Source organism: Thauera sp. AutoDN2, from assembly GCF_051280715.1.
Lineage (GTDB): Bacteria > Pseudomonadota > Gammaproteobacteria > Burkholderiales > Rhodocyclaceae > Thauera.
In genome coordinates this window covers 137,050-162,295 of record NZ_JBNCAR010000005.1, presented here as the reverse complement: position 1 = coordinate 162,295, position 25,246 = coordinate 137,050, and the positions used below count along the sequence as shown (strand labels likewise).

Annotated in this window: 19 protein-coding genes and 1 pseudogene; 3 read left to right on the top strand and 17 right to left on the bottom strand. The window is 60.4% G+C overall.

The window, feature by feature from the left end:
• From ACPT9U_RS05290 to ACPT9U_RS05255, 8 genes and pseudogenes are all read right to left on the bottom strand, one after another.
• Positions 1 to 205, bottom strand: a pseudogene (locus ACPT9U_RS05290) (hypothetical protein); the annotation flags it as partial.
• Positions 206 to 447: 242 nt separating this feature from the next.
• Positions 448 to 1,527 carry a tetratricopeptide repeat protein gene (locus ACPT9U_RS05285; protein WP_435750120.1) on the bottom strand — a complete coding sequence of 360 codons (1,080 nt, stop codon included), beginning with the start codon at positions 1,525 to 1,527 and terminating at the stop codon, positions 448 to 450.
• A gap of 62 nt (positions 1,528 to 1,589) precedes the next feature.
• Positions 1,590 to 3,431, bottom strand: a complete 1,842-nt coding sequence (locus ACPT9U_RS05280) for a TniQ family protein (protein WP_341648039.1) — start codon at positions 3,429 to 3,431, stop codon at positions 1,590 to 1,592.
• Positions 3,431 to 4,537 carry a TniQ family protein gene (locus tag ACPT9U_RS05275; protein ID WP_435750119.1) on the bottom strand — a complete coding sequence of 369 codons (1,107 nt, stop codon included), beginning with the start codon at positions 4,535 to 4,537 and terminating at the stop codon, positions 3,431 to 3,433. The genes ACPT9U_RS05280 and ACPT9U_RS05275 overlap by 1 nt, the downstream gene beginning before the upstream one ends.
• Positions 4,538 to 4,576: 39 nt before the next feature.
• Positions 4,577 to 5,509, bottom strand: a complete 933-nt coding sequence (locus ACPT9U_RS05270; protein ID WP_341648041.1) for a TniB family NTP-binding protein — start codon at positions 5,507 to 5,509, stop codon at positions 4,577 to 4,579.
• A 16-nt stretch (positions 5,510 to 5,525) separates the two neighbouring features.
• On the bottom strand, positions 5,526 to 7,469 hold the full coding sequence (locus tag ACPT9U_RS05265; protein WP_435750118.1) for a Mu transposase C-terminal domain-containing protein: 1,944 nt from the start codon (positions 7,467 to 7,469) through the stop codon (positions 5,526 to 5,528).
• Positions 7,450 to 8,085 (bottom strand): Tn7 transposase TnsA N-terminal domain-containing protein, encoded by a 636-nt coding sequence (locus tag ACPT9U_RS05260; RefSeq protein ID WP_435750117.1) that lies wholly within the window; start codon positions 8,083 to 8,085, stop codon positions 7,450 to 7,452. The genes ACPT9U_RS05265 and ACPT9U_RS05260 overlap by 20 nt, the downstream gene beginning before the upstream one ends.
• A gap of 270 nt (positions 8,086 to 8,355) precedes the next feature.
• Positions 8,356 to 8,586 (bottom strand): helix-turn-helix transcriptional regulator, encoded by a 231-nt coding sequence (locus ACPT9U_RS05255; RefSeq protein ID WP_435750116.1) that lies wholly within the window; start codon positions 8,584 to 8,586, stop codon positions 8,356 to 8,358.
• 360 nt (positions 8,587 to 8,946) lie between these two features.
• On the opposite strand from ACPT9U_RS05255, the gene ACPT9U_RS05250 reads away from it, so the two are divergent.
• The 3 genes from ACPT9U_RS05250 to ACPT9U_RS05240 all read left to right on the top strand — a co-directional run bounded on the left by ACPT9U_RS05250 (position 8,947) and on the right by ACPT9U_RS05240 (position 11,950).
• Positions 8,947 to 9,927 carry a hypothetical protein gene (locus tag ACPT9U_RS05250; RefSeq protein ID WP_435750115.1) on the top strand — a complete coding sequence of 327 codons (981 nt, stop codon included), beginning with the start codon at positions 8,947 to 8,949 and terminating at the stop codon, positions 9,925 to 9,927.
• Between the two features lie 479 nt (positions 9,928 to 10,406).
• The gene (locus ACPT9U_RS05245) at positions 10,407 to 11,084 is read left to right on the top strand and encodes a DNA adenine methylase (protein WP_341648046.1); all 678 of its coding nucleotides are present in this window, start codon (positions 10,407 to 10,409) and stop codon (positions 11,082 to 11,084) included.
• Complete coding sequence (locus tag ACPT9U_RS05240) at positions 11,072 to 11,950, top strand: 8-oxoguanine DNA glycosylase (protein ID WP_435750114.1); 879 nt, start codon at positions 11,072 to 11,074, stop codon at positions 11,948 to 11,950. The genes ACPT9U_RS05245 and ACPT9U_RS05240 overlap by 13 nt, the downstream gene beginning before the upstream one ends.
• Here the strand turns inward: ACPT9U_RS05240 and ACPT9U_RS05235 are convergent.
• From ACPT9U_RS05235 to dnaN, 9 genes are all read right to left on the bottom strand, one after another.
• Complete coding sequence (locus tag ACPT9U_RS05235) at positions 11,888 to 12,571, bottom strand: nitroreductase family protein (protein WP_435750123.1); 684 nt, start codon at positions 12,569 to 12,571, stop codon at positions 11,888 to 11,890. The two genes, ACPT9U_RS05240 and ACPT9U_RS05235, sit on opposite strands and share 63 nt — an antisense overlap.
• A complete protein-coding gene (locus ACPT9U_RS05230) occupies positions 12,555 to 13,139 on the bottom strand; it encodes a 7-cyano-7-deazaguanine synthase (RefSeq protein WP_435750113.1) in 585 nt (194 codons plus the stop codon). The genes ACPT9U_RS05235 and ACPT9U_RS05230 overlap by 17 nt, the downstream gene beginning before the upstream one ends.
• An 8-nt stretch (positions 13,140 to 13,147) precedes the next feature.
• Positions 13,148 to 14,383 carry a PfkB family carbohydrate kinase gene (locus tag ACPT9U_RS05225; protein ID WP_435750111.1) on the bottom strand — a complete coding sequence of 412 codons (1,236 nt, stop codon included), beginning with the start codon at positions 14,381 to 14,383 and terminating at the stop codon, positions 13,148 to 13,150.
• On the bottom strand, positions 14,380 to 14,706 hold the full coding sequence (locus ACPT9U_RS05220; RefSeq protein ID WP_341648050.1) for a hypothetical protein: 327 nt from the start codon (positions 14,704 to 14,706) through the stop codon (positions 14,380 to 14,382). Before ACPT9U_RS05220 ends, ACPT9U_RS05225 begins: the two co-directional genes overlap by 4 nt.
• Positions 14,707 to 14,927: 221 nt before the next feature.
• The gene (locus tag ACPT9U_RS05215; protein ID WP_435750110.1) at positions 14,928 to 17,159 is read right to left on the bottom strand and encodes a DEAD/DEAH box helicase; all 2,232 of its coding nucleotides are present in this window, start codon (positions 17,157 to 17,159) and stop codon (positions 14,928 to 14,930) included.
• Positions 17,128 to 18,423, bottom strand: coding sequence for an ATP-binding protein (locus ACPT9U_RS05210; protein WP_435750109.1), 1,296 nt, complete (start codon positions 18,421 to 18,423; stop codon positions 17,128 to 17,130). Before ACPT9U_RS05210 ends, ACPT9U_RS05215 begins: the two co-directional genes overlap by 32 nt.
• Positions 18,420 to 20,828 (bottom strand): TerB N-terminal domain-containing protein, encoded by a 2,409-nt coding sequence (locus tag ACPT9U_RS05205; protein ID WP_435750108.1) that lies wholly within the window; start codon positions 20,826 to 20,828, stop codon positions 18,420 to 18,422. Before ACPT9U_RS05205 ends, ACPT9U_RS05210 begins: the two co-directional genes overlap by 4 nt.
• A 736-nt stretch (positions 20,829 to 21,564) precedes the next feature.
• Positions 21,565 to 24,060, bottom strand: coding sequence for a DNA topoisomerase (ATP-hydrolyzing) subunit B (gene gyrB / locus ACPT9U_RS05200; RefSeq protein ID WP_418364086.1), 2,496 nt, complete (start codon positions 24,058 to 24,060; stop codon positions 21,565 to 21,567).
• Positions 24,061 to 24,121: 61 nt separating this feature from the next.
• Positions 24,122 to 25,234: a DNA polymerase III subunit beta gene (dnaN, locus tag ACPT9U_RS05195; protein WP_418364085.1), complete on the bottom strand. Its 1,113-nt coding sequence runs from the start codon at positions 25,232 to 25,234 to the stop codon at positions 24,122 to 24,124.
• Between the last annotated feature and the right edge of the window lie 12 nt (positions 25,235 to 25,246).

Here is a 25,246-nt window from a genome sequence, read left to right as displayed (position 1 = left end):
TGTCGCCCTGGTCACTGCCGGCTCCTCCCTGATGAATGTGGGAGGGATTGTTCCGCGTGGGCGCGGGCGGGCAAAGAACGCCGCTCAGTGACCGGTTACGCTCGAGCAACTGCAGCGCATCCAGCATCACCGCGTGCGCCTGAACGGCGGCGAACCGGTGGCGGGGGTGTCGACGCTCAGCACGGAGCAGAACGAGGTGCTTCATGCCTTAGGGATAGGAAAACCAGCGGCGCCGGAGCAGTTGGCGCTGTTGTAGTGGCATTTTTGAAAGTTCGCTCTAGAAAAAACAAATACTTGCGAGCGTAACTGTCGAACTCGGGAGACTCCTCCCTCAGTCTGCCCTCGTCTGGGTCGAGTTCGCAGTGCATCATTGCAGTCAAAGATGTCTGGAGGCGTGTCTATGGCATTCAGCTAGTGCGGGGCGTTCACTGCTATTGAGTCGCCCTGCTAGCTCACGGGCGCTTTCTCGCCAAATGGATAGCGGCGTGCCCGAGCCCAAGGCCAAACTTCCTTACCAGCTCGAGTAGTTACCTTGCGAACCATCTTTCGTGAGACTCGATCATCAATGCCTTTGACGAACGCATCAGCGCGCGCGCCCCAATCGGCCCGCGTTGCTGTGTCGTTCTCAAAGACGAGAGCTTCGCTGATCGCCATCAGATCGGCACGTTCGCGCAGCACATCGGGCGAATTGAAAACCCAATCGACGAAGTCGGTCTCCTCATACGTCCAGAGATTCGTGGGCGAAGCGAGATACTCGCTCGCGGCGCGAGGCCCGTTGAGGTCGGAGTTGTTACCGGAAACATGCTCGTCAAGGGGGAATCGGCCGGTGAGCCCTTCTGCCACGTAGACGTTGCCTGCGATGCCCTTGCGCAGATATGTGCAGGCGTCGACGTAGTTGCTGACCCGTAGTGCGCACAAAGCCGCGCGGTACCAATTTACGGGAGCTTCGCCGGTGAGGGCGAGGTAGTTCGGTAGTGTGCTTACATAATCGCCGCTGATCAGATTAATGTCATTGACAAGCAGGCGTACGCCCAACTCGTCTTCGGGGCTCCAGCGGAGGAGCTTGTTAGCCAAAGCCTTCGCCTTGCGCTCGTCTCGCGCAGCCATCAAGGTAAGCAAGTAGCCATGAGCGATCCGGAGGAAAGGGCGATTGCCTGGGTAAGCCCATTTGATCTGGCCGCGGAAACCCTTTGGAATGAATTTGATGGCGCGTTTGTATGCCTCCTCATAAACGTCATCCGATTCAAAATACATGACTAGCTTTCGGAATAGGCTGCCCAGGAGGATAGATGTTTCGAGGTTGTCAAAATCCTCGTGGAGATTGATTGCGATTTCCAGCGCATCTTCGAGTTCGATTCGGCCTGAGTCAATGTCTTTCAAAAGCGCGTCCACGGACTTTTGAGCCGTGAAATTGTCGCTAAATACGCCTTCTTTAAAAGGCTTGCCGTTTGGCATACGGCCTTCAATAACTCGGAAAGTATATTTCATAATCGTTTCCTGGTTGCCAAAGTCATCAGCGCTGTTCATTTTCCGTAACATATTGATGAATAAGGCGTGGCGGTTTATTGGGAAGAGGGATGAGCATGAGGTCAAGCACGACAGCGATCAGCGCGACCGGCGGCAAGGAATAGGTCACGGGCGAATTTACCGCTCGTTGTGGTGACGTCTCTTCGCCATACATATTGTCGGCACAGTGCGCCAGCGAGTCTCGGGCCTGCCACCGGTTTGATCCCGGCGGAGATCAACCGCTTTGCCATGCCCCTTGGGTCGGTTTTGAGCAGGGCTGCAAGTTCCGGTGCTAAGACGTAACTGCGCCGAAACCTCTTCAGCGAAGCATCAGATACGGTTTGGGTCTTCCTCTTACCGTGACGCTCTGTGTCCGTGCGCAAGAGTCCGAGTCGGGCAAGTGCGTAAGCCACTTCTTCTTTCACGCCGAGTTCTTTCGCGGCTTGCGAGACCGACATCCCCGACGCTTGACGTTGTCTGGACTGACGCCAGGAGCGTATCTCCTGCTCGTCGAGCAGTAGTTTGCCGAAACGGATGCGAGTGCCGCCGGGGGAAAAGGCACGGAGACGCCCATTCACTATCGATTGGGCCAAGGCCGAAAACTCGGCTTGTGTCATGGCCAGATGTCGAGCGACGTGGGCAACCGACAAGACCGGAGTGTCGGGCGGCGTGGGCAGGAGAGGAGTGTCGTGAAACTGTTCGAGCGACACAGGATCAATCCACCACCTCGCACCTCGGCGAGGCTTACCGCCAAATGTCATGAGAACGCCTGCTTCTGCCAATTGGCGGGTGCGAGTCTTTCCGATGGCGAGGCGTTCCGCTGCCTGCTTAAGGGTGACCGCCTGACGGAGCCGCTCAAGCAATGGGGCTGCGAGGTTTACATCCACCACGCGGGCTTGGCGACCGGACGGGTATCTGTGTTCTCGAGACTGCATCTGCCCGCTAGCTACCAAGTAGTCGATCAGCGGGGCATCGACACCGAGGGAACGCGCCGCTTCGCCGCGAGACACCCAGTGGTGGTTTTCGATCAGATCTTGGCTGAGGTTTCGGTTTCGGAGCGCGACTGGCGCGTGCCAGCAGTCGCGAACATACTCCTCGAAGGCGGATCGAAGAAAGTCGAATTGACTACCTGCCAAAGCCTTGTAGAGGTCATGGTAGAGGGGGCCGATGGCGCGGGGAATCTGCCATGTTTGTTCGCTCTTGCGTCGAGTGCGAATGGAGTCGAGAAGGCGCATGAAGCCGTGTGGCCAGTTGGACAGCGCCTGTCCTGCCTGTGCAGCGATGGGGCTGGCGACGCTTAGCGCACCGACGTTTGAAGTCTTCATCGGTTTTGTTCGCGAAGTTGGAGAGGCTCTGACGCCGAGCCGGAGCGCAACTTCGTGGAAGTCGATAAGACTCAGTATGCCTCCCGGTTTTTCGCTCGTTCTCTTGCTGTACAAGAGTCTTTCCTCGAACTCACGCGCGATCAGAAGCGCACGAGCGTCGGCGGTGGCCTGAATGGCGGGTGTCCCCTCGAGCGGTGTCGAGCATTGGTCGCAAGCGAAGGTCGACATCGTTGAGCTCGTCAGCGTTTCGTTGCACGATGGGCAGCGGTCGATCAGTCCAAGCTTATGACGGGTGCAGCAGGTATAGAGGCTCAAGTGCCATGAAGCGCGCCAGTACGCTGCCTCCGCCAAACAGCGAGGGCAGCACCGAGTGGCGCGGTGAGCCCAGAGGCGAACAGGGCTCGTGCCTGGTCGACGTAGCTCGTCCGATTCGATACGCCAGTGGTCTGGCGCGTCAGGATGCGTCTCTGCTTCGGCATCAGCGCGATAGGCTTCGACCAACTCATCACCGGAGATTCCGTTCATGCCGGCGAGGCGATACAGATAGCCGAGAAGCCCCTCCGCCTTGAGAACCGTCGGCACGAAAGCTAAACCCAGCATCAGCCTCTCCCGCGGGCGCACTCGCATACCGGAAGGCTGTTGCTACGTGCCTTCCAGGCAGAGGGGGTTTGGATGAATGCGGCGACGGCCTCTGCAAACCATTTGTACATACGGGCCGACAGCCAGCGTTCAGCGGCGAGCATGACGGGCTGTAGTGCACGATAGGAGGTGCGCGGGCTGTAGGGAGCTTCCCTCTGATGCGAGTACGCGAAGCGAAGCAGTGGGAAGACGCCTGTTGGCCAACAGGCGAGAGCTTGTGCCGCGAGCTCAAATCGTTTGGAAACGTGTGAAAGTCTTACGACTGGTCGGGTCCGGTCCAGATTCATCTTGGCGTAGTCGGGGTTGACCGAGCCGAGGAAAGTCGCGAGGTCGAGGAGTTCGGAAAGTGTCGTTTCGGGCGGCAACATCGACGAGTTCCGTTGAAGGCCGACTTGTTTGCTGCCGATGGCCGTTTTGTATCGCTGTGCGATCTCCAATGCGAGATTTTGCGCTGCGCTACTGGCGCGCCGACGCGGTTGATCCCGCAGATTCGCACCGCAGGCGCACTGCATATATCCCGGCCTTGTCGTGCTCAAAAGGGTGTTGGTGTTACATGCGCAAGAATCAACAAGGTAGATTCCATGTTCTTCGCATACGGCCAGAGGAGCGAGGCTCCAGTAGGCCTTGCCGTAGCCGTACTGCTCCACACAATCCGGACAGAGTCGGCTTGTCGTGAGTGCCAACTGCCCGCGCTGGAAGCGATGGCCATCCAATAGCACCGTCTTGCGATCTACTTCTGCGGGGATCATGGGTTCAAGCTGCGTATAGCCCTCTCCGAGGCTATTCATGAGCTGACGGCAGCGCTCCAACGAAAGCGCGCGCCCCGGTTTCCAGCGCAGCGCCAGGGCGACTTCCGAGAGTGAGCTGAGCCCATTCAGATCTACTGCGCGGTAAGCGAAGCTCTCTAGGCTCTCCCATGGCTGCGGCGCCACGCGGACCAGGAGGTTCACTTCCGGCATCATCATCTTGTTGATGACACGGCGGGCATGATCGCGCGTGCGTTGTGCCCGCAGCCGTTCTTGGTGGACAAAGACGGCCTCGTAGAACACGTCGTCGTAGACTCTCATCACACAATACCCGGCGTTGCCGCCGGGCATCCTCACGATTCAGGCTGCGGGGTTGTCGAAGTGCTCGAACGGCTCGTGTATCCCGATGAGGGGAACGAAGTTGAACTCGGCAGCAAACGGATTGCGATGGCTCGGAACTTGGCTCCAAACCTCGTCCCTGAAGGCATTTGCCAGCACCTCCAGGTCGACGCCATGACTTCGTCCCTGGGATACAAGCCAGACCGCGCGGTCCAAGATTTTGATCAGGTAGTCGATCAAACCGAAGCAGGCATGGTGGAGCCGGCGGAGCATGTCGTCGGTCACCAACTTCACCGTGGGGACAGGCAGGATCCCACCGATTGCATTGACTAGCGCTGCAAACTGGTTCTGGTCCTCACGATTGTCCCAGCGCAGTCGGTCGTAAAGAACGCTGGCCGAGAATCTTCGGCGGAGCTGCTCGTTCGCCCACAGGAGCTGCTCGGTTCGCGGCAGGCCGACGAGGACGAACGTGGTTCGGGTAGCATTCAGCAAGCTCTTGATCCAATCGGCCGCTTCGTACGCTGTGGCGCGCTTGTAGTCGACAAGGTGTTGTGCCTCATCGAGAATGATCAATTCCACGTCCAGGTTCTCGAGCAGTTTGACGATTCGCTGGAACTTCACCTCGGCTGAATGGCGGCGCGACGTCGCGAAGGGATCCCCCAGTGCGAGCAAAACGGCGGTCGCCAGATTCTTCTTCGACGGAGAGGATGGAATCTCCACCCTGATCGCGGCGCAGCGCTTTCCAGGCACAAAGCCGCCCTGGAATGTGGCGCTGATGAACTCCTGGATCAGCGTGGTTTTGCCAACCCCACTGGGGCCCTGAAGTAAGAGTCCTTTGCTCGTCCGTGAGCGCAAGGTGTCCTGCCGCACCTCCTTGAGGCGTTCAAATGCGCGCTGTGCCTGCAGGGTGTCAATGAACTGCCGCCGCAGGGAGAAATCTTGGGTTGTATTCATGATGATGTCGTCCTTGTCAGATCGAGCGGGGCCGGATGCTCATCGCCGGCAATTCACTGGGCGGCTCATAGATCGGAATTGGCAGGGGTGATGCCGCTGCAACTTCCGTGCCCTGGCTTGACCGAGGTTGGCCGTCTGGATCCGTCTTGGTCTTGGTTGCAAAGCGGCGTTGCCGCATCTTGTTCGACTTCCGCGCTGCTTCCGCTTCGGTCATGATGCTGGCGTATGCGATTCGAACCTGGCGCTGATCGTTGGCGTCACCTTTCTCCTCGCGTACGCGTGCCCGAGCTGCCTTGTAGATGTCCCTGCTCATTCCGACCATCTCCTTGTCCTTGTTGGGGACCTGGAGGAAGGTATTTCTGAACGGGTCACGTACCCACAGATACCCGAGGTCGTCGCGGTAGCGGACGTCAACTCGTGCTTTGGGACCAAGCCGTCGTCCCAATTCGCCTAGCTCCGGAGAGTGGTACTGCTGGCCATCGAGCTCGATGCCGTAATGATGAACGGGTGCAGAATGCCGCAGCCCTAACACCGCCTCGAGCGCGTCCAGATCATTCGGCAAGCGTGGGGTGCGTTCGGTCTCTCCAGCCCGCCATACTTCCGCTGGCGTCTTGCCGTAGAGTCCTCGATGCGGTTTTTGGTGATAGACATCGACGATCCATTGCATGACGAGCGCCTCAAGCTCCTGCAGGGTGAGGCAAGCGCGTTCCTCGGCGGGGTAGTCACCACGTTCTCGTGAATTCGAGAACGTAGTGCCGCGGAGGCAGTGGATAAGGGCAACAGCCAGTGTTCTGAAAAAGCGCTCTACGGCCCCCTTCATCTGCGGCCCCCTCGAGCGAGGGTAGAGGATCTCAATGCCCAGTTCGTCGAAGGCCAGCACCAAGTCCGACGCATGGAACTCCGCGGCATTATCCGGAACGATGACCAGTGGCATGCCGCGCGCTGGCCAGTCGTTCTCCACCTGCGGATGCTTCTCCAGCCATGCGTCCTTCGGTCGAATGGCACGTTCGATGACCCTGAGCACGCTCTCGGTATTTGGCGCCGCCAAATGAATCAAGAACGACATGACAAGGCGGCTGCGCCGGTCGAGCACCACGGTGATGTAAGGCCGGCCTATGACCTTGCCGGTCACAGGGTCGACGACCAAAAGATCCAGGAGGGTGTGATCGATTTCCCAGCGATCCAGAATCTGCTTCACGAGCAGCTTGCCCGTGGCGTCTCGGTGCTTCTTATCCGCTGCGTATTTGCCGAGGCGAGCGCAGTCGACAAGATACGGATCAAGCCGGTCGATGTAACGCCGGACCGTCATCTCCGATGGCAGTTTCAATTGATCAGCTGGCAGGAGACGGGTGTTCTCCTCTGCGACCCGCAAGACGAAGGCGTCATAGAGATGACTCACCGTAGGGCGTTCTGGTCTCAGAAAACTTGTCTCGAGCGTTTCTTCAAGGAGCTCCTCGAGTCGGCCTTTTAGAACATGGGTGCGCCCCTTCTTGGTGTGGGCAGGTACAAGGCGCACGGTACATTTCCCACGCAGGTAGATCCGCGCCCAGCGTCTCACCGTTGAAGGACTGGGCGGCTTCGCGTCGCCCCTGCGCGTCGCGATCCCCTGGATCAAGCCCATCAATTTCCCGTTTCCCGGGAGAACGCCATTTCCCTCCTGGAGCAACTCGTCCAGGTAGGCTGCTCGCCGCAGGGCTTCTTCTGTGTGTGCCTTTGGCCAGCAAGTGAGGTCAGGCGGGGCATTGCGGACGCTTGGAACCCGGCCGAGAAGTGGCTGCTCCTCGCTGACCAGGATGTCCTTCTTCTCATATGCCGAATAGAACTCCTTTTCGGTCATCACCACCGGCTCACCAAATTCATCCTTGAAGGCCAGCTTGCGATTCATGTGGCGTCCCGTCAGTACAAGGTGGCGCCCCTTCATCTCGACAGCGAGATTCTGCTTAAGCAAGAAAGTCAGCATGACGATGCCCTCCCGTCAGGAAAATCTGGGAATCCGCTTGAATCACCTTTTCAAGATCAAGGCCGACGAGGCCCGCGCCCAGCAGACGCCACGCCAGATCCTTGCCCAGGAGTTCCTCAAGGTCGGAAAGGACCTTGGGGCTTGCAACGTGCAACTGACGCTCAATCGCCTTCACCTCGACCGGAGGGAGGGGGGCGCGACGGTGATACATCAGGCCTGCGACGTTGCTGCGGCGCGGTTCTTGATGCAGCCACGTGTCGGTGACGACGACAAACTTGGAGCCGTCGCGAGCGAAACGGGCGTGAGCCGCTGACATACGTGCAGCGACACGAGCGACCGCGAGTCTTGCCTCAGGCTTCACTTCGCACCAGACATCCTTCCCGTCGGTGAGGAAGACGCGAAAGTCCGGGAAATAGCGCTGCATCTCATCCCCGACCTGCAGTTCCAGCTTCATTGGTTGGACGATGAAGCTCGCAACCGTCGGGGAAAGCTCCAGGAAGCGCACGAATTCCGCCTCGAGGATCGACTCGCATGGAGTGGGATGAGGGTTCTTCCGCGAAGGGATGATGGCGCGGAAGTGGTTCGAGCGCCGTGTGACGACTTTTCTGACTGACATGATGGTCTCCTGCTCGCCGATTACTTCTGAGCAATACCTGCCCATCGGCAACCGACCGATGTTTCCAGGGAGCCTTCGGAAGGGCGAATGCAGCCCTCGGAAAGCCCGATTTCGTCGAAAAGATGTGGGGATGATCTTGACGCGTGCCTGGAACAGGCGGAGACTTCAGTCACCACACTGTAGTACCGCTGTACCCAGACGCGATCATGGCTCCCGGCTTTGGTCGCGTTTTACATTGGTGCCTCCTTTATCGCTCTGCGGTCGGCTTTATCAGCCGGGCCGCGTGGTTGATGATGTCCCTGGCAACTCGTCCTCCGGCGGAAGACAATCTGCCCCGTAACGCTGAGCGATCCATGTTCGAACGATCGCGGGCTCCCACCGTCTCGACCGCCCGACCCAGTAGTAGGGCGGAGCCTCTCCTGCGCTGATCAACTTCTCCAGGGTTCGCAGGGAGATGCTGAGGAGCGCTGCAACTTCCTGCGCTGACAACTGTTTTTCCATCGTGAGCACTTCCGTGCAGCTAAATGCATTGGGATGAAGTTTCCTGCGGCGCGCCGGCGCGTACAATGCGGCGGTCAAAACAGAAAGTGTGCACACCTCAGGTCATAAAGCGCTGATGAGAAAGCGTTGTTCTGCTACATGATCTGATAATGCACTAGGCATTGAATGCAGGCGCAGTGGCTGAGAGCTCGACATTTTCGACTTAGTGCATCTGCGTTGCTCGCGGAGGGCTATGCGCTACTCCATCACGCGGCAGCATTCGCTGCGCCGGAAAACCCGCGCTCTCGCCGTGCTTCGAACACACTCTTTCGTGAGCACCTTGCGGGTCTTCCGCTTCGCGTTGCCGAGCAGGCCGCGTCCTTGCGCGATCTTCCGGTCGTAACCTCCAAGTTCCTGGCCGATCTTGGTGCGCTCGGCCTAGGAGACGCCTCACTTCGTCGGCTCACCAACACGACAACCTGGGACCTTGGCAAGGACGTCGACTACGGGGAGTTCTTGCGCCTTGATCCTCATGCCTTGTTTGGCAGGTGCTATGAGTTCCTCTTTTCGAGAAGGCGCCGGGCCCAGGTCAGCGAGCTAGATCTCTATTTACTTGTGCTGATGGGCCTGGCCGCGACAGGCTTGCGGGAGATGCGTTACTGCGAGTTCTGTCCGAGGTGGGCTTGCCCCGGCTCGAGTTTGTGCGTCCATCACAGCCAATCCCGCTTGGCGCCCGGCACGCCGTCAGAGAAGGCGGCCCGGTATCGGATTGGCCGCGAGGTCGGCGAGATCTTTCGTCGCCATGTTCCCCAGGTCCCTGTTCAGGTCGACCTGACGGACTCGACTCTGCCCGCTTTCCTTGCGCACTTGCTGTGGCGCGCGGCGAGCCCAAACGAAGCGAGGACAGCGGGCGCGGTGAGGCGGCAGATTACAGACAGTCCGGCATTGCAGGAGTTGATCGGCGAAGACTTCGACTCCTTGGGCAACGATCGGCTTTACTCCCGTCTCCAGGAAACGGTCGACCCCTACGAGGTGCGTCCTGCGGCGTGGCTGTGGAAGTTGCGGCTGCTCCGGTTGTGGTCAGGTTATGCGGCAGCCGTCGTTGCTCGACCACGTAAGACTCCTTTCGATGCCTGGCTGCGGCTGGTGAAAGCGAGTTTTCTCGAAAGAGAGGGCCTCACGAGGGCAGAGATCGCGCGCCGGCTCAAGCTGTCGCCATCTGCGATCTCGAACTGGCTCCGACGTCATGAGGCGAACTCTCTACAGGAAGCGGTTAAGAAGCATATCGAAGACAGTCGGATGACGTTCAGGACCGATCGGGCGCTACTTTTGGATGTTGAACCTGACGAGAACCTTCCATGACGAGAAGCGCCAGCGGCGCACTTGGGCTGACCTGATGGGTACAGATCGGCGCGCATGCTCTTCGTAAATTTCGTGTTTACGGGTTCCGACCCGGTCTGGGCATAGTGCAAGCCTCTTGTCGGCCAAGAGCGAACGACCCTGCGCGCCTCACATGCAAGCAATGCAATTCAGTTATGACAAAGGAGTTTAACCGAGTCTCAGCTCCAAGGTGGCGGGACAGACACACGTCCTCGTCCTGTTCAGGTTGTGCTGGCGAAGGCAAGCCTCTCGCAACTGAGCTGCCTGGTGAGGCTAGAGCTCTGGCCGGCGACAATTAGCCTGCCCGGCGTGTCAAGGCAATTGACGCTGGGCAGAGGTCAGTAGTCTTTCGCGAAAACTGGGAAACACGACTTGTTCGCCACAGCCGTACGGGAGGGTTTGCCCGTCACCCCGATCAGACCCGCTTGCATTCATCGTCAGAACCGACGATGATTCACGACATGAGCTACCCCGGCGGAAAAGGCAAGTGCTATCAGCGGCTGATCAACCTGATGCCGCCCCATGAAACCTATATCGAGACTCACCTCGGTAGCGGCGCCGTGTTGAGGAACAAGCGACCGGCCAAAACCACGATCGGCATCGACGCTGACGAGCGTGTTGTTTCAGCGTGGTCGCAGAGCACCCCGATGGGGTGCAAGGTGGTTCAGGCCGATGCGGTCACTTTCCTGGAACAGTACGCGTTCCTTGGAAACGAGCTGGTCTACGCAGATCCACCCTACGTGGCGGCTACGCGCCGTCGGACGAAGATATACCGATACGAGTACTCGGACGCAGATCACTCCCGCCTTCTGGATGTACTCGCTGCGCTTCCATGCATGGTGATGATCTCGGGCTACGAGAGCCCCCTCTACGAAGAACGACTTCGAGGGTGGCGAAGAGTGTCGTTCTCTGCCAATACACAAAGAGGGCTTCGCCAGGAATGTGTCTGGATGAACTTTTCGGAGCCCACGCAATTACACGATGCGTCGTTCTTGGGCGCGACGTTCCGCGAGCGCCAAGCTGTCAAACGACGGCACCAGAGGCTGTTTGAGCGCTTTGGCCGGATGGATCCTGTCGAGCGTGAACACGTCTTGCAGGTGCTTAACACCCGCTACAACGAAAGGGCATGCACATCATGATGCAAACTGCCGCGGTATTCACAGGCGCAGTGGTCATCAAGGTCGATCTTCCCCCGCCCGATGCCGAGACACTACCTGGCGTGCCATGGGGCGCGGTCGAAGCCTTCCCTACACCCGCGTACTGGACATACCAGGTGATCGCGCGGCGGATCTGTGGCACCCCAATTCGATATCGTTTGGGAAGCACCCTTGCCGAAGAGGTAGCAGCTTGCCTACTTGGTGGCCATGGCATCCCAGCGGCGGTCGGCGTCGCCGCTTTCCAGAAGCTGAGATCGTGCGGCGCCCTTCAGGGAACGCCCACCGAAGCACAGATCGGGGAGCTGCTATCGGAGCCACTCGATATCGATGGCCGACACATTCGATATCGCTTTGCGCGGCAAAAGGCGCGGTACCTGAGTGCCGCCCTTGCGCGCCTTTCAGTCGAGCAGCCGCCGCTGACAAGCGGGCGGGCTCTGCGCGATTGGCTCATTCAGCTGCCAGGCGTCGGGTTCAAAACCGCCTCGTGGGTCGCGCGCAACTGGCTCGACGCCGACGACGTCGCCATCCTCGATATTCACATCCTCCGTGCCGGAGCACTCGCACGCTTCTTCGACGAGGATATGAGTGTCGAGCGGAACTATCTTGAGCTGGAAGAACGCTTCCTGCGGTTCTCCAAGGCAATCGGCGTCCGCGCTTCCGAGCTAGATGCTGTGATGTGGCACGAAATGATGTCCTCGCCCCGGACGATCACTCAGCTCATGGGCGGGAATCGAAACGGGGTGCGCCCAAGTGAAACGACCATGGCGCCTGTATCTGATCTTCCGCTAGTCCGGCGGCGCCCCCACAAAGGCCGCTCCGACCCCCGCCAAGCCAGGCTGATCGAGTAGCCGTCCCACCCAGGGCTCGCCCGTTACGCCCAAAGGACAGTAGTTCAAGCCTAGAGCCTCCGCGGCGAGCGCAAGAAAACCCAGCAATACCCCTGCATCCCGCCAGACAAGACTTTCCGCAGCTTCGTATTTTGCAGCGGTCTTGCCTGGCTCTGCCGCCAAGATGAGAAGCGTTGCGGATGTTGCCGGCAGGACACTGTGCATCTCAGCCAATACCCCGCTTGGCTCGAGTTGGGTAATCACCTCGTCCAAGGCGTGACTCACTGGGTCATACCTGAGCCATCGGCCGGCCTGCGGATCGATCACCAGCAGGTGAATGGGATGAATCGCTCCGGCAGACGGGCAGGGACGATGCGACAAAGCAAATCCAAGCTCATCGCGTCCTGTCCCTTGCACTTGGCAGGTCAGCCAGGTCAGCTTGCTCAACATCTCCAAGCTTAGTCGCGAGAACACGCGCTTTGTGCGCCTCTGTAGCAATAGCTCTGCGCATGAACGACTCGACCCAGAGGGAAACGCAGGCACGGGCAGGGCGATACGGGCTCCTAGCGGCCACTTCAAGGGCGCGTAGCGCTGCGGAGTCTCTCGCGGTCGGGGACTTCCCAGATCAACCCAGCCGTCCATCAAGCTCATTGAGTACCTCGAAGTACTTGTTGCAGCCACGGCAATTGGCACAAGCAACATTCGCCTTATGGCAACTATGTGCCCAAGCGAGGAGCTCACGGGGCACGCCCGCTTCGCGAACGAGTTCCACAGTCCCAAGGTGAATGGCGGGCGCTTCGACCCGTATACCTCCTTCCTGCAGCGCAACCAGGGCGTTCATCGCGTCGACAAAGTCCGAGGTGCCGTCGCGGTGGGTTGAGTCCGATTTGACCGTGCCGATCATGAGCCTCCCCACGCCAAGTGACAGCGATCTCGCCGCTGCGAACGTAATCAGGATCTGGTTCCGGTACGGCCACCAATCACTTGCTGGGGCATGGCAGTCGGCATCGGCGCCTGCCATGTCGCCGGAACCCAGCGAACGGCAGTCGATCCGCACGACATGGTGCTCAATCCCCAGCCGATTACAGATCAACTGCGACGCGGTGATTTCGGCTTGGGCAGCCAACTGGCCATAGTCGATCGTTATCCCGATCTCGGGCCTTTTCCACCAGGCGATCGAGAGCGAGTCCATGCCGCCCGACAGGAGCAAGGCTGATCTCATAGCCTGCAAGCCGTCCAGAGCGCCTGATAGATCGAACTCACGTAGTCATCGCAGAGCAGGCAGTCCGAGCCGCCCATCATTTTCTTGTTCTCGTCGGACTCGTTCTCACAGTAGACGACGACAGGCTTGCCTTTCGCCCGCGCGTAACCGATCTCATAGACCGTTCCTGGATCCATTCCATCGCCGACTGCGAAGATCAAATCGGCATCGTTGATCCCCTCGAGATCAAGGGGAACGACATCCTCGGCGCTTCCGTGTCCGACGTCATGGTAAGGCGAGAACACCTTCAACCCTGCGGCCAACAGGTCGCATCTGGCCTGCTCGATCAGCCATAGCTGAGCCAGACTGAAAAACGGACCTGCCAGATAAACCTTCGGGCGCTGGCCCTGAAGAAACGCCTCGGATGGAACGATCGGGCTCAGAGCGAAGGACGCCAGCGCCTCAGGGGTCGCAAACCCACGGGTCTGGCAGTAATAGGCAGTCGCACGCGAAGCAAGGTCCGCGCTTTCTGCAGCGCTTCGTCCTTCGTGCAGCCACCGATAAGCAAAGTGAGCCGCGAAGTTATCTCCGGAGCCAATCTTCCAAACCTTCTGCGACTGGTAGGCAGGAACGGTCGCCACGCCGTGTTGATCACGGACCAAGGCACCCATTGCACCGCGTTTGATCACCACGACGGCTGCACGCTGCTGTTGCATGAGTTCGCCGGCCATCGCCTCTACGGAAGCGTCCCTTGCCCCTGTTAACAAGGCAGCCTCATGCTGGTTCAGCACAAGCGCGAGTTCGTCAGCCGTCGAGCCATTTGCGTGAAAGGCTTCAGGGGCGTAAGCATCTTGGGGGTCGTAGACCACCTTTTGGCCATGAACGACTGCATCTCCGTCCATCATTCCAAAACGAAGCACTCGTGAAGCGGACACCCGTAAGGGCGCCTCAACCGCTCCTCGCCCCAGAATTCTCGGCGTTGCAAGGCCATGGTCGTAGTCGAAGGCGATTTCTTGAACGGATTCGTTTCTGGCGACGTGAAATCCTTCGAATGCACCCCTCGAAGCAAGCACCTCGGCAGCTGCCGGATCAAGATACGAGTGCAGCGACACCGACGCCCCCATCGATGCCATTGCAGAGGCCGCCCTGCCCGCCGATCCGTAAATCTCGCGCCAGGCTGGGCGCATGCAACGCTCCCGGTACACGCCCCCTACGACGGCGATGTCGGCGCCAGTGCCATCTTCGCCACTCATCGTGCGCTTACCCGGACAGTCACTTGGCCGTCACTCTTCCCGATCACCGTTGCAACGTAGTGCGTGCCGTCAGCGATGCACTCTCGAAGTTTTTGAACGTCTGGCGACGCAATACCGCCCGCCAGCTCATTATTGAGCATCGCAACGACTGTCGTGGTGCTCCCCATCTGCATCGTCCTCACATCCAGCTCATCGCCGACGGCAATTCTCTCCACCACTGCGGGCTTCGGAGAATTTAGCTGCGTCGTGATCACCAAGGAGTCGCAGCTACTCGCCCCGCTCGAGAAACCGATACCGCCAGAACTGCCGCTGGAACCAGACATTGGAGACTCCTTACGCTGTTTGCTAAGACGCTGAACCGAGAGGATGCGACGGAGATATTTTCATGTCAATAGCAATTCGGGAGGCTCTGAACTATTCAGAGCCGGCAAGAATACTGAGGACATAGATCGCGCTGCCACCATGAAGCAAGGAGCGCAAACGACGATCATCGGAGTCGGTTTAAATGGCTGACTTGGACAAGCGTGCTCAGAACATCGATTGATCAGGGGCTCCTTAAGGCCTGTGCGAGGGCTTGTGCGCCAACAAGGTCTAAGTGCAGCGAAGCAAAGGACCTCCGCAAAAGTGGTTCGGGCAACGCCCAGTCCCATTTCTCGCGGAGAAGGTTCTTCGCCTCCGCGAGAACCTGTATCGGGTCTGGTGCAGGCAACTCGGCAATATCCGCTAGTGCGTCCGATAGCCGGTCAGGCGATATACCCGACACCGTCAATGCAACCCCCTCGTTGGTCGCTGACAGCCCGACATTGGCAAGGAGCATGGCAAGGCCATCGTTCACCCAATCGCCCCGCCAAGTTAGCAGCACCGCGTCGTTGCCCTTGGTGAACAGCCAGTTGTTGCTGAGGTCGGCGAGCTGGTAGAACTCGCGAGCCTCATTCAATAGTGCTGCAGCACCGGCATCCAGGAATGGCACCGGGTTCGCTTCCATCAGGACCTGGCGCATCTCCTGTCGCACGACGTCATGCACCATGCCGGCGCCACCATCGAATGCGGGAGGAGTTCCGCCCTTGTCCGGCGCTACGACGATGATCTTCTTCTCGGAATCTACGTCGATGACACGCCAGCGTTTGCCGCCAAAGATGATGCGTTGGCTGGGTACCAGGGGATGGGAAACGGGGAGTGAGCCCAGCAGCCGTCCGTCGCAGACGATGCGAAACTCCTCGTCAGAGGCGAAGGCAGCATAGAACTCGTAGAGGTTTACCAGCTTCTCGCCGAGTTCACCGTGCAACAAGAGGCCCGAACTGTCTTGGATAAGCAGCTGCTTGTCCCCCAAGTGACGTAGCAGCAGGACGAAGTCATCGCGGGTGATGTTTGAGAACGCGCCGTCCTTGACTAAGCTTGCCCACAGCTCTGCCGCCGTGGCGCCTCCGCGTTCTGCAAGGACTGACAGAAGCTGTTGAACAAGGGTCGACGCGTGCAGCCCGTCGACCCTTGGTGGTTCGAACCATCCTCTGATGAGCAGGCGGACCATCGCTATTGATTGGACCAAGCCCTCGCGGAGGCAATCAGATAGGCCAGATTTCGGATTCAGCTCAGGTTCGATACAGTAACCACGCAGTATGGCTGGTTCGCCTTTGCGGCGCCCCGAACGGCCGAGTCGTTGGCGCAGACTCGCTACGGAGGGCGGTGGACCAATCTGACAGACGCTCTTCACTGAACCGATGTCGATCCCGAGTTCGAGCGTGGTCGTGCAGATGGCGGTCGCTGGTTTCGTCCCGTCCTTCAGTGCCCGTTCGGCTTCCTCGCGAAACTCCTTCGATAGGCTGCCGTGATGCGGCCAGAATTCGTTGGGGACGTTATTTCGCTCGCAGGCCCGCCTTAGCAAGTCGGCGTAGATCTCGACCTGCCTGCGGCTATTCGGAAAAACAAGGTTGTTGGAGCCACGCAGGGCCTTATAAAGCTGTTCGGCCACCTCCAGCGTGCTTCCTTTGACAAGATCCTCCATATCGGGGGCTTCGATGTCTGGCGCTTCCTCTACCCGCGGTGGCTTCTCCACGTAGCCCTTGATGAGCACCTTCAGCTCCTGCCCACCGCTCTTGGCAACAATCAACTCAACCGAACTTGCTCCATCGGGCCGAAGGAAGCTGGCAGCAAGCCCCATATCCCCCAGAGTCGCGGACAGGCCCACGAGAGGGAGCCGTCGCCCAACGGTTCGTTCAAGGCGGTGAAGCAACGATTGAAGCTGCTTGCCTCGCTCGGAGCCAATGAAAGCGTGCAACTCGTCGATAACGACGTATCGAAGGCGGGACATCAGGCCAGGCATAGCGGTGCCGCGTCGCACGAACAGGGCCTCGAGAGACTCTGGCGTGATGAGGAGCACGCCGCGGGAGTCTTTGACGAACCTGTGCTTCTTGCTAGCCGCTATGTCGCCATGCCAGGCAACAACAGGGATGTCCAATGACTCACACAACTCAGACAGCCGACTCCACTGGTCATTGATGAGTGCCTTGAGCGGCCCGATGTAGAGCACCGAGCCGATGTCCGGCTCGTGTCGGAGCATATGGGTCAGGATGGGGAAGAACGCAGCTTCGGTCTTCCCCGCAGCGGTAGCGGCGGCCACGATGACGTCGCGGTCGGCATCGATGAGGGCTGGAATCGCCTTCTCCTGCGCATCGCGCAAGGCGGTCCATCCCTCGCTCCAGATCCACCGCTGGATACGCTCGTCCAGCCGCTGGAAGGCTTGGGAGTCAGAGCTTGAAGCTGGCGAGCTCGTCGTCATCCTCAACCGCCGTGTCCGCGGCGCCGCCCGTGTCTTTCTCGACGGCGACGTGCCCAAGGAGCTCCGTCCAGTCCGCGGTGGGGTTCTGCTCAAGGATGGCCAGGAGATTGATGAAGGCGGTGATGGTCGTCCGCGGCGTTCTGAAGTAGGCCTCCCCAAGGCGTTGAGCGCAGTGCGCCATAAAGGCGGGGATCGCTTCGTCCGGAACCAGGTACTTGGCTGTGTCACCGCCGGCATAGACGTGGCGCAGCTTGTTGAGGAGCACGTAGAAGTCCTCGGGCGTAAGGCTTGCAAGCCGAAGAACGGGCCCCGAATAGTCCACCATGCCGGCCTTGGCGAAGGTGTTTTCCGCCAGGCGGGACTGCAGGGCCGTGTAGCTGTACAAGCCGCGACGCGTGTCCATCAGGAACTCGGGGGTGCCTCCAAGCACTATGCCGAGACCCTCCGCAGAGCCCTGCAACGAGTCGTTGAGGATGCGGAGAATCTGCTCGTAGTTGGCGTTACGCGCCTGTGTGTTGGCGAGTTTGTAGAGGTTCACCAACTCATCCAGGCAGACCATCAGGCCGCTATAACCTGCAAGCCGGATGAATCGGGCGAGCAGTTTCAGTTGGTCGTATATCGAGGCGTCGTCGATGATGGTGCGTACGCCCAATGCAGCGCGGGCGTCCGTTTTGGTCGTAAACTCCCCGCGGAGCCAGCGGATGGCATCTGACTTGAGCTGCTCGTTCCCTTGGTCAAAGCCTCGGCAGTATGCGGCGATGACCTCGGCGAAGTCGTAGCCATTCACCATCTCTGACAGGTGGTCCAGTCGCTCACGCACGATGGCTTCGCTGGGTTTTCCGCTCGTCTTCGCTTCGGATTTGGCCTGCGCGATGAATTTCTCGACGATACCGGGGAGGGCTCCCCCATCCGGCTTTGTTCGCGTGGAAAGATTCTTGGCCAGCTCCGCGTAGAGCGAGCGGGCTTGCCCGCCGGTCGCATGGAGTCGGCGGTCGGGGTTAAGGTCCGCATGCATCGTGACGAGCTTCTTCTCCATCGCGATGGCGCGGACCAAGTTCAAGAAGAACGTCTTCCCCGAGCCGTACTCACCGATGACGACTCTGAACCCGGAGCCTGCGTCGGCGATGCGCTCCACGTCCTTCATCAGAGCCTCGAGCTCTTTCACTCGGCCGACCTGAATCAGATGCTGGCCGACACGCGGAACGACACCCGCGCGTAGCGATTGGATGACCGCATCACGGTCCTTTGCGCGAATTGTGCTCATACGGGGAGCGCCTCCAAGACTTCCTTGTTGATTTCAATCGGGTCGTCACCTTCGGTGAGGGGCGCATCGAGCGCGTCCAGCACGGCCTCGTTGATGTGCTCTAGCGCACCATCGAGCATCAATTCCATGTCAGACGCAGCATCTGCGAGCTCGCCACGGAGCCAAGAGGTCCTTGAGACAAGAATGCGAACAAAGGCCGAATGGTCTGCATCGAGACCAAGAATTCCGGGAGCTGCCGCGGGCTCATCCTCTGGTACCGACCCCATAAGCGGGGCGGACTCCTGCTGCTCTTCGTCCACAAACACCTTCGCGAGCAGTTCCGAGACCTCGGCGGTTTCCTTTTCCAGTTGCGCGATACGAGCGGGATCCAGGGCGAAGCCCGCTGTCCCACCGATGGCGGCCACAACAGGTGTGACTTGCGTGGTGGATGTGGTGGGGACGACGTTTGGCGCGGGGCTCGCATGCAGGTCCGAGTAAACGAGCTTGGTGTCCAGCGCCAAGGCTTTGTAGGTGCGCTCAAGAAACTTCACTTCGGCGGGGCTCACGACGCCGTCAGCTTGCGTGAGATGCGCAAGTAGCCGGCAGATTGAGCGGCGCGCGTCTTCCGCCAAGGGCTCCAGCTTTCTCTTCAGGCTGGCCAGCGTCGCGGGTTGGTCGATGCCCAGGCGCAGGTGTGCTTTGAGTCGCTTCCGTTGGGTGTCGCTCAAATGAGCCCAGGCATTGATCTGCTTGGTCAGCGACATCAGTTCGTGAGCAGACGCCTCGCCATCTGCATGAACGGCCATGCAGGCCAGATCGAGGGTGACCGCCGCCGCACGATACGCGTGTCCGGCCCGGGCGGTGCTGTCCTCCGGCAGGGTAGCGAAGAGTGCAACCTTGTCCTCGGCCTTGGGTGTGCGACTACCGGCAAGAACGTCGGGCTCCAGGCCGATGTGCAGGGATTCAAGTGCGCGGGCTAGGCCAATCACCTTGTCGCGAGACAGTGCCCCAGCGCTCTTTAGGCGGCCGGACAGTTCTCCAAACGCCATCAACAGCATGCCGTCGCCGACGCGGCTCTTGAGGTCATCCAGTTCAGCACGAACTGGGGCAGGCCAAAGCTCGACGGGTAATTGAAGCAAGCCTTCGAGGGCGTGCGCCTTGTCGGGATTTCGTCCGATGAAGCGACTGTATGACTCTAGGGACTTCGTGCAAGCGTCCACTAACGCCTGCAGCTTCTGGATGGGGCCCTTGACCGCCGTGACGTCTGGCAGGTCGCCGACATTTCGACGCATCTCTTGTCTTCCGAGAGCACCTGATGCGGGTTGGTAGGTGACCTGGAGCTTCGTCTTATTGAGCCGGAGCACGAATCCATCGCCGAAGTCTTCGGCGTATTTGCGGTTGAAGAGAGCCTTGAACTCGGCCTCACACCGCGACACGGGAGTGCGGCGGTAGATGTTGGGGTCGTTCAGCGCCCATGCCAAAGCCCATGATGCCGGAATGGGCTTCTGTGCAACCGCTAGGTGCCCGAGGCCTAGCTTCAAGCTCAGGGGAAGCTCGTAGCCTTGCTCGAGGGCCGAATTGACGGTGGGTGGGTCGGGTGCGAAGGGTTGGCTACGGTAGTTGTCGGCCTCGATGAAGGCTAGGAAATGGCTCGCATACCGGCGGAAGGAGTTGTTGTCGCCATAGATGCGAAGTAAGCGACGCACCTCGTTCCTAATGACTTCAACCTCACCACGCTCACTCGTACCTGAGCCGAGGTCGACAAGGACTCTGCGCTCCAGGCCGTAGAAGTACAGGAACACGTATCCGATGTTCGCGTCTGGGGCGCGTCGGCCATCAACCAGCCACTGAAGGTATGCGCGGCGAGCATCGGGCGAGATTGAGGAGTAAGAGGGCCAGTAGTCAGTCAGGCGATCCGACCAGTCGACGGGGCTGCCGGTCACGCGCAGTTTTGGATTGATGGCAGAAGGCTCGGTGTGGCCGTAGTCATCGTGAGGGTTGCTTCCGATGTAAAGCATGCCTCCGGGTACATCGAAGCCCGCAACGTTCACTTTCTCGCCGGCCGGCACCCAACGCAGGCCGCTACTAGCCACGGGTGATGCCGGAACCCGGTACCCATCACTGTTCGTGGCGTCATCCAGGCGGAAGTTAGCGAACTCATCGTCCGGCTCGCCGCGTGCCGTCTTGAGGCTTCCTGTCGCCCGTGCCGGCGCGGATGCCCGATTAGCGGTTCCAGCCTGCGCCGTCGGCGGCTCAGCGGTCGCCTTGGCCTTGCCTCCGAATAGGTTCTTGGCGAGCCAGGCGACTAGCACAACTCCTCCAATGATGAAGAGGAAGACCCAGACGTCCTTGGGTACGGACGCGATAGTCCCGATGATTATGGCTGCCATGATGAGCAGCGGGCTCGACCCCGATTTCTTTGCCATGCGTGCGATGTCCCGGGCTTTTTCAGATGTGCCGACGACCTCTCCGGCTAAACCGGCGTCCTATGGTATTTCGGTAGGAGCGGGCGAACAACCTGCCTGGAGATTCGGCCTACGCATCGTGATGTTGCTCCTCACGGAACGCTGCTTGCTGATATCTCGAACCGGGACTGAAGAAGCTGGGGTCGTTCTGGGCAGTTCAAAGACGCTACCCGGCTCAGCACTCTTGGCTCGCCCTCGGGGGGCAGGGTAAAGCGTGGAGCCCCATCGACCACCCGTGTTGGTGACGACGACATCGATCCGAATGATCTGACGTACAAGGCGGACTTCAAGAAATGGATGTTCGACGGGCTGATGAACTCAGTCTTCTTCCGCTACACCCGTCCCGAGATTCCATCGAGTGTCGCGGAGCCTTCTAGCTGCCTCAAGTAGGCAGCTAGAAGGCTCCGCGCTCTACACGCTCGCCTGCATCAGACGGTTGAACGGACGCCTCGAGTGACCATGCACAAGCCGCAATCGGGAGTCGCCCGATGTGACTAGCTACGACGCGAACCTCGAGAGCGAAAGCATCCGCAATTGCGACATCCTGAGAGGCGGCGACAGGATCCCGCTGCCTTGCCGGTGAACCCGTCAAGAGCCACTGGCTTGCCTCAAAGGATCCAACTCTGCTCAAAGTTCGCCGCCCGTAGCTGAGCAACTATTTGTTAATTTTCTCAAATTTTCTGTGAACCTACAACTATCAGACATCGATGTTCTGCGCGTACAGCGCATTGCCCTCGATGAATGCCCTTCTTGGCTCCACGTTGTCGCCCATCAGTGTGGTGAAGATCTCGTCGGCTGCGATGGCGTCGTCGATCTGCACGCGCAGCAGGCGGCGCACGGCGGGGTCCATGGTGGTTTCCCACAGTTGCTCGGGGTTCATTTCGCCGAGGCCCTTGTAGCGCTGCTTGCTGAGGCCGCGTTCGACCTCACTCAGCAGCCAGCTGATCGCGTCGGAGAAGCGTGTGACCGCCTGGCGCTTCTCGCCGCGGCGGATCTCGGCGCCCGGCCCGATGAGGCCGCTGATGGCTTCTGCAGCGTTGCGGATGCTGCGGTAATCGCCGGACACGAGGAAGTCGTGCTCGACCCAGCCGAACTTGCGGTTGCCGTGGTGCAGGCGCTCGATGGTGAGGCGCCAGCCTTCGGATTCTTCGTGGTATTCGGCGTAGATCTGCAGGCCTTCGGGCAGGTGGGGCTGGATGCGCTCGGCGGAGGCGCGGGCGGCGGCCTCGTCCTCGAGGCTGACCTCGAGGTCGTGGGCGAGCATCACCTGCAGCACTTCGGGGTCGATGTAGCTGGCCAGGCGGCGGATGACGGCCTCGGCGAGCAGGTAGCTGCGGGCGAGGCCGCCGAGCGCTTCATCGGTGATCGGCGCTGCACCTTCGCGCGGGGTCAGGCTGGCGCCGTCGAGCGCGAGCTTGAGCAGATGGCCGTTGAGCTCGTGGTCGTCCTTGATGTAGATCTCGGTCTTGCCGTGCTTGATCTTGTACAGCGGCGGCTGGGCGATGTAGATGTGCCCGCGCTCGACCAGCTCGGGCATTTGCCGATAGAAAAAGGTGAGCAACAGGGTGCGGATGTGCGCGCCGTCGACGTCTGCGTCGGTCATCAGGATGATGCGGTGGTAGCGCAGCTTCTCGGGCTTGTAGTCGTCCTTGCCGATGCTGGTGCCGAGTGCGGTGATCAGCGTGGCGATCTCCTGGCTCTGCAGCAGCTTGTCGAAGCGTGCCTTCTCGACGTTGAGGATCTTGCCCTTGAGCGGCAGGATCGCCTGGAACTTGCGGTCGCGGCCCTGCTTGGCGGAGCCGCCTGCGGAGTCACCCTCGACGAGGTAGAGCTCGCACAGTGCGGGGTCCTTTTCCTGGCAGTCGGCGAGCTTGCCGGGCAGGCCGACGCCGTCGAGCACGCCCTTGCGGCGGGTCATCTCGCGCGCCTTGCGCGCGGCGTCGCGGGCACGGGCGGCTTCGACGATCTTGTTGCAGATGGTCTTGGCGTCGATCGGGTTCTCGAGCAGGAAGTCGCCGAGCTTGTTGGCGACGACTTCTTCCACCGCCGGACGCGCTTCCGAGGACACCAGCTTCATCTTGGTCTGGCTGGCGAACTTGGGGTCGGGCATCTTGACCGACAGCACGCAGGCGAGACCCTCGCGCATGTCGTCACCGGTGATGTCGACCTTGGCCTTCTTGGCGATCTCGTTTTCTTCGATGTACTTGTTGATGACCCGCGTCATCGCCGCGCGCAGGCCGGTAAGGTGGGTGCCGCCGTCGGCCTGCGGGATGTTGTTGGTGTAGCACAGCACCTGCTCCTGGTAGCTGTCGTTCCACTGCATGGCGACCTCGACCGAGAGCTCGGCGTCGTGGCCCTGGCCGGTGGGGATACGCGTGGTGCCGGTGGCGTAGAAGACGTTGGGGTGCAGTACCGTCTTGGCACGGTTGATGTACTCGACGAAGCCCTTCACGCCGCCGGCGAAGGCAAAGTCCTCTTCCTTGCCGGTGCGCTGGTCGACCAGACGGATCTTGACGCCGTTGTTGAGGAAGGAGAGTTCGCGCAGGCGCTTGGCGAGGATGTCGTAGTGGTACTCGACGGTGCCGAAGATCTCCTCGTCGGCGAGGTAGTGCACCTTGGTGCCGCGTTTGGTGGTTTCGCCGATGACGCGCGGCGGGCTCACCTCGACGCCGTCGACGCGCTCGATGACGCGGTTCTGCGGCTTGCCACGCTCGAACTCGAGCAGGTGACGCTTGCCGTCGCGGGCGACGGTGACGTGCATCCACTTGGACAGCGCATTGACGCAGGACACGCCCACGCCGTGCAGGCCGCCGGACACCTTGTAGCTGTTCTGATTGAACTTGCCGCCGGCGTGCAGGACACACATGACGATCTCGGCGGCGCTGCGCTTGGGTTCGTGCTTGTCGTCCATCTTGACGCCGACCGGGATGCCGCGGCCGTTGTCGGTGACCGAGATGGAGTTGTCGGCGTGGATGGTGATGACGATGTCGTCGCAGTGACCGGCCAGAGCCTCGTCGATGGAGTTGTCCACGACCTCGAACACCATGTGGTGCAGGCCGGTGCCGTCGGACGTGTCGCCGATGTACATGCCGGGGCGCTTGCGCACGGCTTCCAGCCCTTCGAGCTGCTGGATGCTGGATTCGTCGTAGTCGTTGCCCCCTTGCGGGGCCGGCGTGTTTTGCGGTTCGGACATGGTCATCTCGGTGATTCGTAAAGAACGGGGTGCTGCGGTGAAGCCTTCGCCTGCTGCTCGATCAGATGCGCATCGGCATCACGACATACTTGAACTTGTCGTTGTCCGGCAGGCTGATCAGGGCGCTGGAGTTGCCGTCGTTGAAGCGCCACTCGACCGTCTCGGAGGAGAGATTGTTGAGCACGTCGAGCAGATAGGTGACGTTGAAGCCGATGTCGAGCTTGTCGCCGTGGTAGTCGATTTCGAGCTCATCCTGCGCCTCTTCCTGCTCGGCATTGCTGGATACGATGCGCAGCAGGCCGTCCTCCAGCACCATGCGCACGCCCCGGAACTTGTCGTTGGTGAGGATGGCAGCGCGCTGCAGGGCAGCGAGCAGGGGCTGGCGCTCGAAAGTGATCAGATTGGGATGGGCTTGCGGGATCACGCGCTCGTAGTCGGGAAACTTGCCGTCGATGAGCTTGGTGACGAGCTCGATGGCGCCGAAGCGGAACACGGCCTGGTTGCCGGCGAGCATGATCTCGAGCGGGTCGTCGCTGTCGGCAAGCTGGCGGGCGAGCTCGAGCACGGTCTTGCGCGGCAGGATGGCCTCGCTGCGCTGCGAGTTGAGCGGCGCGTCGAGGTCGGAGGCGGCGTAGGCGAGGCGGTGGCCGTCGGTGGCGACCATGCGCAGTTCGCCGCCGTCGGCGATGATCAGCAGACCGTTGAGGTAATAGCGGATGTCCTGTTGCGCCATCGCGTAGGACACCTGTGCGAGCTGGCGCTTGAAGGCGCGCTGGCTGATCGACAGGCGCGCATTGGCGTCGGCGGGCGGGTTCAGGCTCGGATAGTCGGCGGCGGGCAGGGTTTGCAGCTGGAAGCGGCTGCGGCCGGCCTTGACCGTGAGGCGCTTGTCGTCGAGCGTGAGGCTGACTTCGTTGGCGTCGGGCAGGGCGCGCAGGATGTCCTGCAGCTTGCGCGCGCCGACGGTGATCGCGACGTCCTCGCCGCCGATGTGGCCGCCGGTGGTGGTGCGAATCTGGATCTCGATGTCGGTGGCCAGCATGGTGAGCTGGTCGCCGTGCTTTTCGATCAGCACGTTGGACAGGATCGGCAGCGTGTGGCGTTTCTCGACGATGCCGGCGACCGACTGCAGCGGGGCCAGGAGCGCATCGCGGGTGGTGGTGAGCAGGAGCATGGCGTCAGATCG